The organism is Agrobacterium rubi TR3 = NBRC 13261, assembly GCF_000739935.1.
In the GTDB taxonomy this organism is placed as follows: Bacteria; Pseudomonadota; Alphaproteobacteria; order Rhizobiales; family Rhizobiaceae; genus Agrobacterium; species Agrobacterium rubi.
This window is the reverse complement of sequence record NZ_BBJU01000027.1, coordinates 1-16,843: the sequence shown is the minus strand read 5'-3', so window position 1 is coordinate 16,843 and position 16,843 is coordinate 1. Positions and strand designations below refer to the sequence as shown.

12 protein-coding genes are annotated in these 16,843 nt (G+C 54.2%); 6 read left to right on the top strand and 6 right to left on the bottom strand.

All coding sequences use genetic code 11. The features are described 5' to 3' along the window. Positions 1-24: 24 nt before the first annotated feature. Positions 25-2,139, bottom strand: a complete 2,115-nt coding sequence (gene tssI, locus RRU01S_RS20395; protein WP_045232068.1) for a type VI secretion system tip protein TssI/VgrG — start codon at positions 2,137-2,139, stop codon at positions 25-27. A 198-nt stretch (positions 2,140-2,337) separates the two neighbouring features. Here tssI and RRU01S_RS20390 point away from each other — a divergent pair, with 198 nt between their 5' ends. After that, positions 2,338-3,291 (top strand): hypothetical protein, encoded by a 954-nt coding sequence (locus RRU01S_RS20390; RefSeq protein WP_234902092.1) that lies wholly within the window; start codon positions 2,338-2,340, stop codon positions 3,289-3,291. A 130-nt stretch (positions 3,292-3,421) separates the two neighbouring features. Here RRU01S_RS20390 and RRU01S_RS20385 read toward each other — a convergent pair whose 3' ends face one another. From RRU01S_RS20385 to RRU01S_RS20365, 5 genes are read right to left on the bottom strand one after another with little or no spacing between them, the layout of a single operon-like run. Then, a complete protein-coding gene (locus tag RRU01S_RS20385) occupies positions 3,422-3,868 on the bottom strand; it encodes a hypothetical protein (RefSeq protein WP_045232067.1) in 447 nt (148 codons plus the stop codon). A 23-nt stretch (positions 3,869-3,891) separates the two neighbouring features. Further along, a complete protein-coding gene (locus tag RRU01S_RS20380) occupies positions 3,892-5,019 on the bottom strand; it encodes a tyrosine-type recombinase/integrase (RefSeq protein ID WP_045232066.1) in 1,128 nt (375 codons plus the stop codon). Continuing rightward, positions 5,016-5,264 (bottom strand): type II toxin-antitoxin system Phd/YefM family antitoxin, encoded by a 249-nt coding sequence (locus RRU01S_RS20375; protein ID WP_045232174.1) that lies wholly within the window; start codon positions 5,262-5,264, stop codon positions 5,016-5,018. Before RRU01S_RS20375 ends, RRU01S_RS20380 begins: the two co-directional genes overlap by 4 nt. Before the next feature lie 7 nt (positions 5,265-5,271). After that, the gene (locus tag RRU01S_RS20370; protein WP_045232065.1) at positions 5,272-5,649 is read right to left on the bottom strand and encodes a type II toxin-antitoxin system VapC family toxin; all 378 of its coding nucleotides are present in this window, start codon (positions 5,647-5,649) and stop codon (positions 5,272-5,274) included. Continuing rightward, positions 5,646-5,933, bottom strand: coding sequence for a type II toxin-antitoxin system Phd/YefM family antitoxin (locus tag RRU01S_RS20365; RefSeq protein WP_045232173.1), 288 nt, complete (start codon positions 5,931-5,933; stop codon positions 5,646-5,648). Before RRU01S_RS20365 ends, RRU01S_RS20370 begins: the two co-directional genes overlap by 4 nt. Positions 5,934-6,111: 178 nt before the next feature. Between RRU01S_RS20365 and RRU01S_RS20360 the strand changes: the two genes are divergently transcribed. From RRU01S_RS20360 to RRU01S_RS20340, 5 genes are all read left to right on the top strand, one after another. Then, complete coding sequence (locus RRU01S_RS20360) at positions 6,112-7,260, top strand: RHE_PE00001 family protein (protein ID WP_045232064.1); 1,149 nt, start codon at positions 6,112-6,114, stop codon at positions 7,258-7,260. 573 nt (positions 7,261-7,833) lie between these two features. Further along, positions 7,834-10,686, top strand: coding sequence for an SNF2-related protein (locus RRU01S_RS20355; protein ID WP_045232063.1), 2,853 nt, complete (start codon positions 7,834-7,836; stop codon positions 10,684-10,686). Then, the gene (locus tag RRU01S_RS20350; RefSeq protein ID WP_081880144.1) at positions 10,683-11,942 is read left to right on the top strand and encodes a DNA cytosine methyltransferase; all 1,260 of its coding nucleotides are present in this window, start codon (positions 10,683-10,685) and stop codon (positions 11,940-11,942) included. Before RRU01S_RS20355 ends, RRU01S_RS20350 begins: the two co-directional genes overlap by 4 nt. Continuing rightward, positions 11,929-13,743 carry a site-specific DNA-methyltransferase gene (locus RRU01S_RS20345; protein ID WP_045232172.1) on the top strand — a complete coding sequence of 605 codons (1,815 nt, stop codon included), beginning with the start codon at positions 11,929-11,931 and terminating at the stop codon, positions 13,741-13,743. Before RRU01S_RS20350 ends, RRU01S_RS20345 begins: the two co-directional genes overlap by 14 nt. Before the next feature lie 11 nt (positions 13,744-13,754). Then, positions 13,755-16,703 carry a restriction endonuclease gene (locus tag RRU01S_RS20340; protein ID WP_045232061.1) on the top strand — a complete coding sequence of 983 codons (2,949 nt, stop codon included), beginning with the start codon at positions 13,755-13,757 and terminating at the stop codon, positions 16,701-16,703. The last annotated feature ends 140 nt before the right edge of the window (positions 16,704-16,843 follow it).

Sequence of the window (16,843 nt, the reverse complement as noted above, 5' to 3'; positions counted from 1 at the left end):
TGAGAAGAACTAGTAGTCGGCATTTTAGTTCATATCGATTTTGCTGGCTTCCAGCTTAATCGATATTCCCTTTATGAGTACCTTCCCATCTTTTGTCATTCGGATCTCAGTATGTTCACCCACTTGGATTAGCAGTTCTTCTCCAACGCGCATTTTGCGAACCTTGCCAATGTCTTCGTCATAACGACCTCGTACGATCAAGCTTTTTTGACGGCCGACCGTTGTTTGCTGAACGTTACCAACGATCGTAGATTTCGCGACACCTACGACTTCTGACGAACCAAGATGTACGATCTCCGACTTGTTTTTCTCAATAAAAAGCTGAAAATTACCCTTTGCAAGATTCAGAGGATCTGGGATATGTGACTTTTCTAATAAACCACCTAGACTTTTAAACAAATTAGTTGTTTTCGAAAGAAGATGTTCGCTCAGTTTGTTACGTCCAACCGAGATTGAGACGTTGCCAGCCACTACCTCTTCATGGTTGCCACCAACTTGCATCGTCTTATCGCGACCGACAAATTCGTGTTGATCGTTTTCAACACGTTTTGAACGATCGTTAAGCACATGCATGTTCATGTCTTTCTGAGCATGCATATATATTTCTTCCTTATTGTTCTCGTCCTCGAAGGTTAGCTCATTGAACCCTTGCCCCTTGTGCGTTTGAGTTCTGAACGTGCTCTTTGTTTTGCTTGCTGGTAACTCATATGGCACCGTTTGTCGCGCATTCGGTACTACGCCCGTGACAAGCGGACGGTCCGGATCGCCATCGACAAACGCAATCATCACTTCCATACCGATCCGCGGTATGATCTGGCCACCCCAAGTGGCGCCTGCCCAATTCTGCGCAACACGCACCCAGCATGTATCGGTGCCATCCTTCTTGGCCTTGCGGTCCCACGGGAACCACAGCTTGATGCGGCCATATTGATCCGGGTGGATTTCCTCGCCCTCAGGCCCAGCAACAATCGCCACCTGTGTTCCCTCGATCTTCGGGCGCTTGGTGGTGCGGTGAGGGGTGAGCGGTACGCGAGCGGGAATGGCCTCGAAGGCGTTGCGATATTCCGGTTCGTTGCTGTTGGTTTCATAGGAGCGGTCCACGATGGTGTGGCTTGCCCTGATGATCACATGCTCTTCATATTCGTGCTCGGGATGGGCTTCCTCGTACGGCGTAAAGCGGCGACCGGCTTCGAGGATGCGGGAGGTCGATCCCCCGAAGACGCGGTCGTGGTCGGCCTCGATCGATTGTGCTCGCAGCTTTTGAGCGCGCTCTGCCTCTTCCACCGTCTTGATCCGGGCCGGGTATTCGTAAAGCTCACGCTTGGTCGCATCTGGCATCTGCACCAGCGATGGTGTCATCGTGCCCGGGACCATGCCCGGCGTCTCAAAATTCCAGTCTGCACCGGCGCGCTGGCCGGGCACATAGGAAAAGCGTCGTGCCCAGTCATTGATGTGGTTGCGGTCTGATGAGCCCTGTGCCAATCTAACTCTGCTTTCACCCTGTGCTGAGGGCGATGGTCCAAGCCATCCATTGGCAGTATCGGCCACATGCAGCTTGTGAGACCCGTCTTCGTGGCTGAACCAATAAAAAAGACCGTCCTCCTGAAAGCGACGTAAGAGGTAATCAAGGTCCAGTTCGTTGAACTGTACGCTGTACTCTTGTGCAGGCGGAGGTTTGATGATCCCGGACGTATCCGGTGCTGGAATGCCGTGTTCGGAAAATAGCGTTTCGACGATATCGATAGAGGTCTTGTTCTGCCAGATACGGCAATCGGAACGGCGAGATAGCAGCCACATCTGTGGACGGATGGTCATGGCGTAGGAGCGCAGGCCGCGGGTGATGGGTGGTCCCTCATGCAGGTCTGTCACCAGACCATTGAACGGACGGCGGACACCGCTGCCCTCTTCGCCATCACCCTGCTGCACCTCGACCGAGACATCGACCAGACGACCGATCAGCTCTTCCGGCTTAACCGATTCCTTCTTGGCACGGACATTCAGCTGTATCTCGAAAAGCTGCGAGACGCCCTCATTGATAGACATCCGCTCCGGCAGCAATTGGTCCTCGCCGAGTGGCGACTTGACCTTCAAAACACGGCTGGCCTGGATGAAATCGGCGGAAGAAGGCTGGTCGGTCATGGGGAACCCCGGTGATCGGATGGGACAAAATATCAATCAGCTGTCAAAATCTGCACGGAATGCAATCAATCATTGTGGCAAAAGCAAGGAGCTTTCGCCTTTTGTACAACCATATCGACATAAAATTGTTCCGCAGTCCCAAACCCGCCGTAATCTACAATCTAATTTCAAGTGAAATGATTTGGATGGGACGCACTCATGGCGCTTGTTGATATGGACAGCACATTGCCCAAAAGACGCATGAAGGCCCATAGCCCGCAGACGAAGCATGATGCCGATGGCTATGGACTGAACCGCGAAGAGGCCAACGAACGCCGGGGTGCTGGCTGGTGGGTGAGCCTGAGACGGCGCGGGCACAAGATCGTGCGGCTGTTCAAGGACAGTATCTACGGTAGCGATGATGCTGCCTATATTGCGGCACGCGCCTATCGTGACGCCATCATCGAAGCCATACCTCCCGCCACCAATCACGAACAGGCCGTTCTCCTGCGTAAGAACAATAAGAGTGGCATCTCCGGAGTGCGCCGGGTTGAGACCCGCGAGGGCGATGTCTGGCAGGCAATGCTGACCACCAACGAGAGCGTTAAGCGAGAAAACTTCTCCGTGTCGAAGTTCGGAGAGCAGGCCGCGAAATCAATGGCCATTGCCCAGCGGCGAAATTGGCTGGCTGCTTTGCCCGTCACGCATCTGGCCTATGCCCAACACGCAGCCGACGTGGCGGAAGAGCATTTTGCCGATGATCTCATTCCGGTTAGCGATGTCATGCCTGAAACCCATCTCACGGATGACGAGATCAAGGCACGCATTCAGGTGATCAACGATGAATTCGACAGGACGCGACCGAAACGGCTACGAGTTCGCGTCAAGCGGTACCATCATAACAGGCTCTCGGTGTTCGTATCCGATGCGGGCAAGTCTGCCAAACGTAAGCTTGTGCAGGTTAATACACGAAAGCTCAGCAAGCTTGAGGCTTTGAGCGAGGTCAAAACGAGGATCGAGGCGACGATTGCGGAGCTTTACGATGCGGATACGGCAAAGTGGTTTATGGAAGCGCAGGGCAACGACCTTCTGGATGACAACCGCTTCGATGCAGGGGAGGGCTTCAACGTGCTGGTGTTTGTGGATCCAGCCAAAACGTCAAGATCAAATTGACCAAGCTGAAACCGGGCACCAGCTGTTGCTCGACAGCCCAGATCATCATGGTGGTCCACCCCAAAAAACGGGAGGATTAGCAGCCAATCCAACGAGTTTTTCAATAAGTCGGTGCAAAGCTGGCTCCGCATCATTGGGGTGTAATAGGTTTGTTCTCAAAGCGAATTCTAAAGTTACGGCGCTGGAAATCTTCTTTGAAACAGACGAAAATCAGTTCGAGATCTTGCAAAGCGTCTTTCCGTCCCAGGAGACTTAACGAAGCGACGATGACGCCGTTATAGCCGCGAGTGATACGAAATGCTGCATTGCGCATCGCGATGGCGTCAGGATCTCCACGATCCTCTCGACGGTCATAGACAACCCAAAACCGGGCTGCTTTCCACGTCACTTCCAGCATTTCTCGGACGTTTGCGAGAAATTTTTCACCGCTCATTGAGGGACCCCATGACAGAGGCGTCTCGCCGTCATCGTCGGCGACACTGAAATAGCCATCATACTCGCGACCGGTGTTCAGCGCTTCCTCAATCTTTGCAAATGCCTTGTCTTCAGTGATCGTCGTTTTGAACAGGATTGTCATATATTAAATTCCGAGCCTTTTCGTCACAGCATTCTTGCGGCTCGACCGCTGCGCCGTGTGGCATTGTTGTAGTAGCTGGATGCCTGTTGAACGGAACGATGGCGTGATTGCTCCATGGCCTCGGGGAGGGGGATGCCCCGGTTCGCGGCTTCCGTCAGATATCCGGATCGCAGCCCGTGAGCGGAAAACTCCCCCGGCTCCAGCCCGGCCAGTATCACACGCTGTTTCAGGATCGCGTTGATGGCGCCCGGCTCCAGCGCATGTTTCGACAGATTTCCCCAGCGATCGATCTTGCGAAAAATACTTCCGCTGTCGATGCGTGCGACCGTCATCCATGCATTCAATGCATCGACAGGCCGACCCGTTAGATAAACAACGTCATCGTTTTCACTTCCAGACGTTTTTGTCCGGCCGAGGTGAATGGAGAGCGAGGGGAGGGGAGGGGCGTTGTCGAGCACAATCGGGGGCTCGACGGTCAACTGCTCTTTGCGCAGCCCAGCGATTTCGCTGCGTCGACGACCACCGGACGCAAACGCCACCATCAAAATTGCCCGGTCACGGACATCGCGCAGGCTATCGGTGCTGCAGGTCGCCAGCAATTTCGCCAGCACGTCGCCGGTCACGGCTTTTGCGCTTTTGCGTTTTCGCGGACGAGGGATGGCACGGACAGACAGTCGGATCGCTTGTTTGAGGGCAGGGGAGGAGAATACCCCTTGATGGCCGCGCCATTTCGTCAGCGTCGACCAGCTTGCCAGCCGCCTGCGGACCGTGTCGGGTGCGTGAGGGCCGATGGATTTCAGAAACCCTTGCTCGCGCAGAAGATGATCGACGTTCTGCGGCATTCCGTGACCCAGATCACTGATACGCTTTTCGGGATCCCACAGATGATGGGCAACGAATTTGAGCAGGAGAGCTTCAGGTGCCGGCCAGGGTAGGGAGGCTCCGGTTGCCGCGAGCGACCAGGCCTGAAGATAGGCAAGGTCTGACGTCAGTGCTCGCAGCGTGTTGGCACCCATGCCCTCATTGACCAGATGGCGAAGCGTCTCGATATCTTGATCGGTCAAAAGCTCGGCAAGTTCGTCGCGACGTTCGAGCGGCAGGACCGCTGCAATCGTGTCGAGCTCACGCAGGCGGCGATCAAGACCACTCATATTGGCAATCCATGCTCATCATAAAAATCATCGTGGTTGGATGTGGTGCCGACTGGAACATTCTTGCGACCTTCTGCAGCAAGAGCCATGAACCTGTCCATCGCCCCTTCTTTTTTCTCGATCGGTATGAAGGTGGCAGCCGGCGTCCCGTCTCTACAGATTACGATCTCATCACCAAGGAGTGCCAGCTCAATCAGATCCTCAAGCCGTTCAGCCGCCTCTGCTATCTCGACAAACACTTTCATTCCTGCCTCACCAGATCCGCTCATTCAGCACAGCGTCGAACACGACATCCGTTGAAATCAGCGAGCAGTGCTCCAGTCTTGCCTGTGCAGCCAGAATGCGATCCCAGGCGTCTCGATGGTCCCAGTCAAAGCTTGCAGCAAGCTCGGCGTGCAGATCGGTTATGGCAAGAGTTTGCAGGCCACTGGCTGTCACGGCTGTCCGCAACTCCTGTGGCTTCAGGTCGAGCTTGTTCAGCCGCATCTTGTTATCCAGCTCATAGAACGAAACGGCGCTGACGAGGACGACATTCGTCTTGTCCTCGATCAGCGCGCGTGCCCGTGCTGAAAGCCTGTCGCTACCGATGGCCCACCAGTAGATCGCATGACTATCGAGCAGAATCTTCATTGCGCTGTTTCGCCAGGCTTGTCCTGCCAGACACCGGTCTCGTCGTTCCAGTCGCCTGCGTCGATCGCAGCCTGCTCGGCATCAACAGTGCCGAACAGGTCGTCGGGAAGGCCACGATGGCGCAAAAGGCCAAAGGGACGCTTATTGCCATCGGCAGCGGGTCCAATGCGGGCATAGACCTCGTTGCCGCGCATGATGACAATTTCCTCGCCTTGATTGGCACGCTCGAGAACTTCCGCAAAATTCTTGCGGGCTTCGCTGATCTTGTAGCTGGTCTGGGGCATGGTGAGCTCCGAATTCATTATCGGCGCGACTATATCATGCTACATCAGAACGTACAATCAGAACGTACGCATAAGATTCGATAAGGGGTACTTATCGATGGTTAGCAACCCAACCGGCAAGCATACCATGTGAAGAACCTCAATTTCGGCATAGAGTTCCTTTAGGAGATCATTTACCATGATTTCAATGGCTTATGATCTCGCGGAAATCAGCATGACAGCCTTGATGCGACCGGCTTTTGACGCCGGTGTCGCTCTGGCGCGTCTCGACGAGCGCATCGCCCGTTCACCGATCGGCCAGGGATGGATCGAACGATCCCAGTTCACCGACGCCTGCGCCTCACTGTGGATCGACGGCGAACTCGTCCATCTCGAAGACCTCGTCCTCCACGACGCCACGAAGGATATTCGCACACCCACCCATGAGCTGACAATCGCCAGCGACGTGTTGCGAACGCGCCGGCGGATCGCCGGCCAATTCCCGGATTGGGCGCTCTCTGCCGACGGCATCCGCTCTCTGCGGAAGACCTCAGAGATCGGGTCGAGCGGCGGGGACGAGGCTACGACGGCCGGAGTTATTCTGGCGGCTGTCGCGATCGACGCGGAAGGGGAAGGGAAAGGGAAAGGGGAGGGGGATGATGGTGACGACGTCAAAGATCTGCCCGGCGTCGACTATGCCGCGATCGATGCGATCCTCGCGCGCTCTAACGCCGCGATCGAACGAGCCAAAAAGCCCGGCCGGGCTCCGGCCGATCCGCTGGTCTATGATCTCGACTGGGACGAAGACGCCCGGTTGGAGGAATGGCGCGGCGTGCTGCGGCAGGCCGAAAGCCTACCGGCAGTGTTGCAGGCGATCGTCGCCCTCGATGCCTGGAATGAGCTGGCCGTGCTGCAGCATGCGCCCTGGCTCGGCCGGCTACTGGCCGCCTCCATCCTCCGCGAGGCCAGCGTCACCACCGGTGCCCATCTCACCGCCATCAATCTTGGCCTGAAAACCATTCCCGTCGATCGGCGCCGGCATCGTGATCGGGAGACCCGGTTGCTCGCCGTCGCCCACGGCCTGGTCGCGGCCGCCGAGATCGGGCTGAAGGAACATGACCGGCTGGGGCTGGCGAGAAACATGATGGAGCGGAAGCTGGAGGGGCGCCGCACATCGTCAAAGCTGCCGGAGCTGGTCGAGCTGGTGATGGCGAAACCGTTGGTGTCGGCCGGGATGGTGGCGAAGACGCTCGAGGTCACGCCGCAGGCGGCGCGGCGGATTGTTTTGGAATTGGGTCTTAGAGAGATGACGGGGAGGGGGAGGTTTCGGGCGTGGGGTATGCTGTGAACAGGTGGGTGAGCATTCAGGCGACCGGCTTCAGTCTACATCAACATGCGGCTAAATTTGTGCATGCAACCGAAGACGCTTGAGAAAGTAATCGAAGGGGAGGAGACGGCGAGCGGCGACAGCCGGGCCGCTGGGCGTTCGAACACGAACGACGGGATTTCTTCAGCGCTACAGTTTCATCTCCTACACCTGAAGTGACCTGTCGCTTCAGGTGCAACCTAGGAATGGATACAACCTCAAGCCCCCGTCCCATAATGCGTGGTGACATAGTGTTTCCACATTTGCACATTGCGAACTCATTTAATCAACTTTAAACCAGCAAGCATCTCTTCTTTCCAACGTTCTCGTGTTTTCTCTATGTTCGCTGCGCGATTCACGGGGAAATCTGGGACATGGATTGAAATGCTCATGTCCGGCATGTTGCCGCACTGCTTAAGATGAACGAAAAGACTGCGCAGAAGCTGGTTGCCAAGGCAGCAATTCCGGGTTTCAAAGTGGGGGATAATATTGGCGGTTTGATCGCAGTGTAATTGAGGCTAGACCAAGCAGCTCACGGATGAATAGGGACGAAAGTTGACCACTGACTATCACGCAAAGCTATACGCGCACGAACTGAGTAGACGGCATTCCGTTGCCGATGCTAGGAAGCTCGCGGCGGCCTTGCTTGACGCCCAGGTGGACCTTAACCCTCATCAAGTCGAAGCAGCTCTCTTCGCATTTAAATCACCGCTATCCAAAGGGGCAATCCTGGCAGACGAAGTGGGATTGGGTAAGACGATCGAGGCCGGACTTGTGATTGCGCAAAAATGGACGCAGGGGCAGCGGCGCATCCTGATCATTACGCCCGCAAATCTGCGCAAACAATGGTCGCAGGAGCTTGAAGAAAAGTTCTTCCTGCCGTCGATGATTCTGGAAGCCAAAAACTACAACAAGCTGGCGAAGTCGGGAGTGCGTTGTCCATTCGAGCAGAAGGCTATCGTCGTCTGCTCTTTCCAGTTTGCAGCGCGGTGGGCCGACGAGCTCATGGTCATTCCGTGGGACCTGGTTGTCATCGATGAGGCGCACCGCCTGCGCAATGTCTACCGGCCGGATAATCGCATCGGACGCGCCCTAAAAACCGCGCTTGCCAATGCTCCCAAAGTCCTTTTGACGGCAACGCCGCTGCAAAACTCAATGATGGAGCTTTATGGCCTTGTGAGCTTGATCGATGATTATGCGTTTGGGGACGCCAAAAGCTTCCGGTCGCAATACGCCCGCATAACGGGTGACGAGCAGTTCGACGAGCTTAAAGAGCGCCTCAAACCGGTTTGCCACAGAACCCTCCGTCGCCAGGTCCTGGAGTATATTCGCTATACCAATCGCATCCCCATCACACAGGAGTTTGTGCCGAGCGAGCCGGAACAGGCACTCTACGACATGGTGTCTGACTATCTACGGCGTCCGGAGTTGCAGGCCCTGCCATCGAGCCAGCGCACCCTGATGACGCTCATCATGCGCAAGCTTCTGGCATCTTCGACCTTTGCCATTGCCGGAGCGCTAGATTCTCTAGCGAGAAAACTGGAGCGGCAGCTTCGAGACGACACGACCGTGCGAGAGAAGCTGGTCGAAGAAATCGCAGAAGATTACGAGGAGTATGACGACTCCGCCGACGAGTGGCCGCCGGAGGGAGGCGACGAGCCGGAGCTTCTTTCAGAAGTCGATATCGCCAACATCAGCCAGGAGATTAGCGATCTTCGCGCGTTCCGCGATCTGGCGGTTTCAATCGCCGAGAACGCTAAAGGCGTCGCATTGCTAAGCGCGTTACGCGCCGGTTTCGAGAAAGCGCAAGAACTGGGAAGCGCCGAGAATGCCATTATCTTCACGGAATCCCGGCGAACTCAGGACTATCTCGTACGGCTGCTGTCAGACAATGGCTACGATGGCAAGCTGGTCCTGTTCAACGGCTCAAATTCCGACCTCCAGTCGAAAGCAATCTATAATTCCTGGGTTGAGCGCCATAAGGGCACCGACCGGATCACCGGTTCTAAGACTGCCGACATGCGTGCTGCGCTCGTCGAGTATTTCCGCGAGAAGGCTAGTATCATGATCGCCACCGAGGCGGCCGCTGAAGGCATCAACCTTCAGTTCTGCTCGATGGTGGTCAACTATGACCTCCCGTGGAACCCTCAGCGCATTGAGCAGCGCATTGGACGGTGTCATCGATACGGCCAACGGCACGACGTTGTAGTCGTCAACTTCCTGAACAAGAACAATGCAGCTGATCAGCGAGTATACGAACTGCTCGCTGAAAAATTTAAGCTCTTTTCCGGCGTGTTCGGGGCGAGTGACGAGGTGCTTGGGGCGATCGAATCCGGCATCGAGTTCGAGAAGCGTATTGTCTCAATTTATCAGACGTGTCGGTCCGAGGCTGACATCGAACACGCGTTCGAGCGGCTGCGCGGAGAGATGGAGGTGAACATCTCTGTCACGATGGAAGACACGCGTCGCAAACTCCTAGAAAACTTCGATGCCGAGGTACATGACCGCCTGAAAATCAATATGGCGCAGAGCAAGTCGTACATCGACCGCTATGAGCGTATGCTTTGGGCGGTCACAAAACATGAGCTAGGCAAAAGTGCCAAATTCGACGACGACTACCTGACGTTCATGCTCAAAGCACGGCCAGACGGTGTTGATGCACCCGCCGGCAGCTATTTCCTGTCGAAGCAGGGGATTGACGGCCACAGGTATCGTCTGGGCCATCCGTTGGCTCAATATCTTCTTTCGCTTGCAGCATCACGCCAGTTGAACGGTGCCGAGCTTATCTTCGACTACACGGCCTGGCCGCAGACGGCTGTTGCCATCGCGCCCTTCATCGGACGATCGGGAACTCTCGTTGCGCACAAGCTTTTGGTGCGCGGTTCCGATGATCAGGATCACCTGATAATCGCAGCGATGACTGATGACGGTGCGCGACTGGACTCCGCCGCAGCAATGCGCCTGTTTGAAATGCCGTCCCACAAAAAAAGCATGGGCGACTTTCAACTGCCCGAGAGCGTGAAGGCGACCATCGATAATGAGCGTCAGACCATCTTAGACGAGATGGCCCGCCGTCAATCCATTTGGTTCGATGAGGAAATCGACAAGCTCGACAATTGGGCGGAGGATCGCCGCGCAGGCTTGAAAGCGGACTTGAAGGACCTCGATGAGCAGATCAAGTCGCTCAAAAAAGATGTCCGTCAGACTGGCAACTTGCCGGAGAAGCTGGCATTGCAGCGCAAAGCGCGCGTATTGGAAACGCAGCGTGATGAGGCGTGGCGCGCGTATGACGCCGCCGCCAAGGATATTGAGGTTCAGAAGGATGGTCTTCTGGATCAGGTGGAAGAGCGTTTATCGCAGGCTGTGTCCGACGAGGAGCTTTTTACAATAAGATTTGGGATCATATGACTCACAAAACGAAAAGTCTGGCTGGCACGAGTGAAGTCGAAAGCAGCTATTCGTATCTGAGCCTATTTAGTGGGATTGGCGGCCTAGAGCATCCTTCTATTCCGCCAGTGCTGTTCTGTGAGCAGGACAAAGACTGCCATAGAGTTATAAGTGACCGAGAGCTTACTAGATCGACACCAATTCACGGTGACATCCGGACACTCGCCGCCCCACCAGCAGCGTCCTTCGTGGTCGGAGGATGGCCATGCCAGGACCTAAGCTCAGCGGGAAATCAAGTAGGTCTTTGCGGAAACCGCTCCAGCCTCTTTTTCGATATGCTGCGAGTAGCTAAAGCATCTGGCGCGCACACGTTAATTGGCGAAAATGTCCCAAACTTATTGACCATAAATGGGGGCAAGGATTTTGAGTTGGTGAAGCAAGCCGTGCGTGAGCACGGTTTTCCCTACGTGTCCTGGCGAATGTTAAATGCTCGTGAATTCGGATTGCCACAAGACAGAAGCCGACTATTCATCGTAGCTTCGAAGGACCCTGCCTACGCGCAGGCTCTGCACTCTCAAATTCCAGAGCTTCCGTCTGTAGGCGATACCTTGGATGTCCACGGCTTCTACTGGACCGGAGGAAAACGTTCCATTTGCTTTTCGACGGGATATGTCCCCGCATTGAAAGTAGGTGGTACGGACAACAAGGGGCGCGGCACCGTTGCTGTTTTCGATGGCATAACGGCACGAAAGCTCACTGTCGGCGAGAATCTGGCTCTTCAAGGCTTTTCTGATATTCAGCTATCCGACTTCGTGCCATCTACGCTATTGAGAATGGCCGGAAACGCAGTAGCTAAGCCTGTAGGACAATTTGTTGTCGCGAGTATCATGGAACGGCGGCCGCCAGCGGGCATCAAAAGTGGCTTTGCGCTCAGGTCCGCATCGGGATTAATTGAAAGCGGCCTTGAATGGTCAATAGACCATAAGCCAACCCACAAAGTATCCAATCTTGCCGACTTCTTGGATAACAAACGTCATACACCGCTGTCTGCCCAGGCATCTGCGGGTCTAATTGTTCGTTCAGTGCGTTCAGGCGCTGTCATGCCAAGCGAACTCTTCGATACCTTGTACAAGCAGACCCTAGATCGTGGAGGGAAACTCCATCCTTCTCGCGGCGACAGTCTCGCCGCCCTAGCAGTCATGCACGAAGATTTACTCAGTTATCGGAATGGGTTGGAGGATTCGGATTTTTATGGAGAAGCCAATGACGGTGAATAAGGCACCAGCTGCAGGCATACGACCTAGGATAGACGCTCTCACAGCTCTTCTTGATGGCGAACGCATCGACGGAAAAGTCCTTTCCGACTTAATTGCTGATCTGTTTGCAAACGATGTCATCTCGCCCGGCGTCAATCGCTTTCGTTTCGATTGGCGGGGTAAGTCGGAGCTTCTCAGCATAATCCAACGTCCTGCATCCGGAGCCCTCCTGCCGGACCAGAGCGCGTCAATCAAGTTCGCTGAGGCGCGCCATACTGTAATCGAAGGCGAAAACCTGGAAGTAATGAAGCTTCTTGAGAAGTCGTATTTCGGTCGAATCAAAATGATTTACATGAATCCGCCATTCAATATTGGCGGAGAACTGATGTTCAATGATACCGGAAACTCATTTGAAAATTATCAGTCTTATGTAAGCGGAAGTGATTTCGTTGATGGGCAAGGAATGTCAGCCGGGGCCGATCATTCAAGTTGGCTTAACTACATCTACGCGAGGCTTTTCTTAGCGAGGAATTTGCTCACAGCTGATGGCGTAATCTACGTATCCATTGATGATCATGAAGCTCATCACCTTCGGGCAATTATGGATGAAATCTTCGGTGAGGAGAATTTCGTCTGCAGTTTTGTGTGGGAGAAGCGTTATTCGCCCCCGCCTGATACAAAGGATATCGGTTACGTACACGAGAACATACTTTGTTATCGACGCTCTGAGGACTTTGCAGCCGGTTTGCTTCCCATGACTGAGGCACAGTCCGGACGGTATACCAATCCTGATAGTGACCCTCGCGGGCCATGGAAAGCCGCCGATTACACGTGCCGCTACACTGCTGAGGAGAGACCTACACTTTACTACCCTGTGGTAAACCCCACGACAGGAAAGCAGTTGTTTCCCAAGAAAACGCGAGTATGGGCTTGCTCGAAGTCTGAGCACGAAAAAAACGTTGAAGAAAACCGCTTGTGGTGGGGGGCGGATGGTCAAAATTCCATCCCTGCCAAGAAGAAGTATCTATTTGAGATTCGGCAGGGCGCGATGCCCAAGACAATTCTACAGCATGAAGAAGTTGGGCACACTGATGAGGCGACCAAAGAACTTAGGCAACATCTGCCAGAGCTAAAATTATCACCAAAGCCTAAACGCCTGATGAAGCACCTGCTCAGCATAGCGAATGTAGGGGAACAAGACCTTGTTCTGGATTGTAATGCGGGAACTGGCTCGTTAGGCGAAGCCATATTTGATCTCGAAGCTGAGGGGGCGTCGGTTCCAGCTTTCCTCCTGGTAGAATTTCCTGAGCGTCTGCCTGCTCAAGATATAACCTTGGCGGACGCAATGCTTAAGCGCCTTAAGTCCGCTGTAGGATCTAATAGATCGGATAAAGAATTGCACGCCTTCCGCATGTTTAGACTTGGTCCGTCAAGGCTCAAGCTTTGGGATGGAAATGTAACGGCCGATGATATGATCGAAAGACTTGAGAGTCACGTCACGACTCTCGACGGGTCTGGCGACGATGAGGCATTGTTTTTCGAATTGATGTTGCGGTCCGGCTTTCCTCTAAGCACGCAGTATAAAATCTTAGACTGTGTTGGCGCAAAAGTTTACTCAGTTGAAGATGGCGCTCTTCTCATATGCCTTGAGAGAAAAATCACGGAAAATCTAATAGATGCACTTATATGCCTCAATCCATTCCAAGTGATTTGTCTCGATGTCGGCTTCAATGGCAGTGATGAGCTTAAAGCAAATGCTGTTCAGTCGTTTAAGGCGCAAAGCGAAGCGCGCGCGTCTGAAATGCGTTTCCAAACAATCTAAGGTAAGATTTTGTGAAACTGAAGTTTGATCCTTCCCTTCAATATCAGCAAGACGCGGTTGCGGCTGTCATAGGCGCCTTCAACGGACAGTTATTTGCTCAAACTGAAGCGATGGCGTTTCAGTCCTTGCAGACCGGCGGATTGTTCCAGACCGAGCTCGGGATGGCCAATAGGCTCACAGTTGGCGACGACGATATTCTGACGAACGTCAGGGCAATTCAAGAAGCTAACGATATCGAGAAAGTCGCGGCGCTTGCCGGGCGCGAGTTCTCGATCGAGATGGAAACTGGAACCGGAAAAACGTACGTCTATCTCCGAACGATCTTCGAACTGAACAAGGTATACGGCTTCAAGAAGTTCATTGTCGTGGTGCCAAGCGTTGCTATCCGTGAAGGCGTGCTGAAGAGCGTCGACGTTACGAAAGAGCATTTTCAAACGCTGTTCGATAAAGTGCCGTTTGATCACTTTGTCTACGACTCGAAACGCTTGGGAAAAGTGCGGCAGTTCGCGAGCAGCAACCAGATTCAGATCATGGTCATAAACATCCAGTCCTTCCAGAAGGATGTGGCTGATAAGGACCTCGCGGATATGACGGACGACGAGCTCAAAAAGCTCAACATCATCAACCGTGAAAACGATCGTATGTCTGGTCGCCGTCCGATCGAATTTATTCAGGCTGCCAATCCGATTGTCATTATTGACGAGCCTCAAAGCGTGGATACGACCGACAAGTCGCGGCGCGCTATTCGCAACCTCAATCCCATGGCCACGCTGCGCTACAGCGCCACGCACCGCAACCCCTATAACCTTCTCTACAAGCTGGACCCGATCACAGCTTATGACCTTCGCCTTGTAAAGCGGATCGAAGTGGCTTCTGTCCGTTCCGACGAAAATTTCAACGACGCTTACGTGAAGTTGATCGGCACGGAAAACACCAACGGTATCCGTGCCCGGATCGAAATCCATAAAGAGGGGCCGTCGGGTCTCAAAATCGCAAAGCTGTGGGTGAAACAGGGCGACGATCTGTTCGTGAAATCCGACGAGCGCGAGGCCTATCGCAATGGCTATATCGTGCAGAATATCGATAGCACACCCGGATCAGAATACGTCGAATTCAATCAGGGCCGGTTCCTAGAGCTTGGTCAGGAAGCTGGCGGTCAGGCAGCCGATATTATGAAGGCTCAGGTCTATGAGACCGTAGAACAGCATCTGAAGAAAGAGCGCGCCCTCAAGGGAAAGGGCATCAAGGTTCTTTCCCTTTTCTTCATCGACAAGGTAGCCAACTATCGCGTCTATAATGATGACGGCACGACAAGTTTGGGGAAGATTGGGCAGTGGTTTGAGGAGGCTTATCGGGAGCTGACCGCCAAGCCAATCTACAAGGGCCTGATATCCTTTGAAGTGGCTGATCTCCACAACGGGTATTTCTCGCAGGACAAGCATGGCCGTGCGAAGGACACTCGTGGCAACACTGCCGATGATGACGACACCTACAGTCTCATTATGCGGGACAAGGAACGGCTGCTCGATCCGAACGTCGCCCTGCGATTCATCTTCTCGCACTCTGCGTTACGCGAGGGGTGGGACAATCCGAATGTTTTCCAAATCTGCACCTTGAACGAGTCTCAATCCGTCGAGAGGAAGCGGCAGGAAATCGGGCGCGGCTTGCGCCTGCCGGTCAATGAGGCGGGCGAGCGCGTTCATGACGAAACAGTCAACCGCCTGACCGTCATCGCCAACGAATCGTACGAGGAATTCGCCCGCACCCTGCAGTCGGAGTTCGAGGAGGATTTCGGAATCCGGTTCGGACGGGTCGAAAAGATCGCTTTTGCCAAACTGGTGTTCCGTTCCGAAGATGGTGCGGATAGCGTTCTCGGACAGGATGCGTCAGTCCAACTTTGGAATGAGCTTGTTTCAAATGGCTACCTGAATGGTGCCGGAGACATTCTGGAGAAATTCGATCCCAAGAATCCCCATTTTGACCTGAAGCTATCCGCCGAGTTTTTGGACCTGAAGGCGGAGATCGTGGATGAAATTAATGGCAAGCTTTTCAAAAACCGGATTGTCAATGCGCGGGACCGGCGCGAACTGAAGTTTCGGAAAGAAGTGCAGCTCAGCGCAGAATTCCAGGCCTTATGGGACAAGATCAAGCACCGGACCCGATACCGCGTAACATTCGAAACCGCCGATCTGATCGAGCGTGCGCTCGCGCGTATAAAACTCATTGGGCCTATCAAGGCACCCCGCGTTGCCACCACCGTCGTTGAGGTAGAGATCACCGATGCCGGGGTTGCCGCCGACAAGCAGATAGCTACGCGCGTGCGCGAAATGGAGCAGGTCAAGGTGCTGCCGGATATTCTGGCGTTCCTCCAGAAGGAGACTGAACTCACCAGGCACACGCTGGCGGAGATACTGAAACTTTCAGGGCGACTGGCGGAGTTCAAGATCAATCCGCAGGCCTTCATGGCTGCCGTAGCCAAGGAAGTCTCCCGGGCACTGCATGACCTGATGCTTGAGGGCATCAAATATGAGAAAGTGGCCGGTCAGTTCTGGGAGCAGAGCAGACTAGAGCAGGATGTCGAAAAGGGCATCATCCGCTATCTGTCAAATCTCTATGAGGTAAAGCACCGCGAAAAGGCGCTGTTCGATGCTATCGAGTACGAGTCAGAGGTTGAGAAACAATTCGCTCGCGATCTCGATAGCAATGAGAACGTCAAACTGTTCGTAAAGCTGCCCTCGTGGTTCAAGATCGATACACCGATCGGCACCTACAACCCCGACTGGGCCTTCGTGACCGAGCGCGACGAGAGGCTTTATTTAGTCCGGGAGACCAAGAGCACTCTCGACAACGAGGAGCGGCGCACGAAGGAGAACCAGAAGATTGCTTGCGGCCGAAAGCACTTTGACACGTTAGGCGTGGACTTCGACGTTGTCACGTCGCTCGCGGAGGTCTCGTTCTAATTTTTATCGGACCTCCACCCGTCGCGGAGCTGCCCATCAAAAAAGCCAACCTTCCCGAGATCATTGTCGGGTCCATTATTAAGCTACCGACCAATGCTCAAGTTGATAGATGCATCTCGCGGACGTAACAGAGAAGGAGC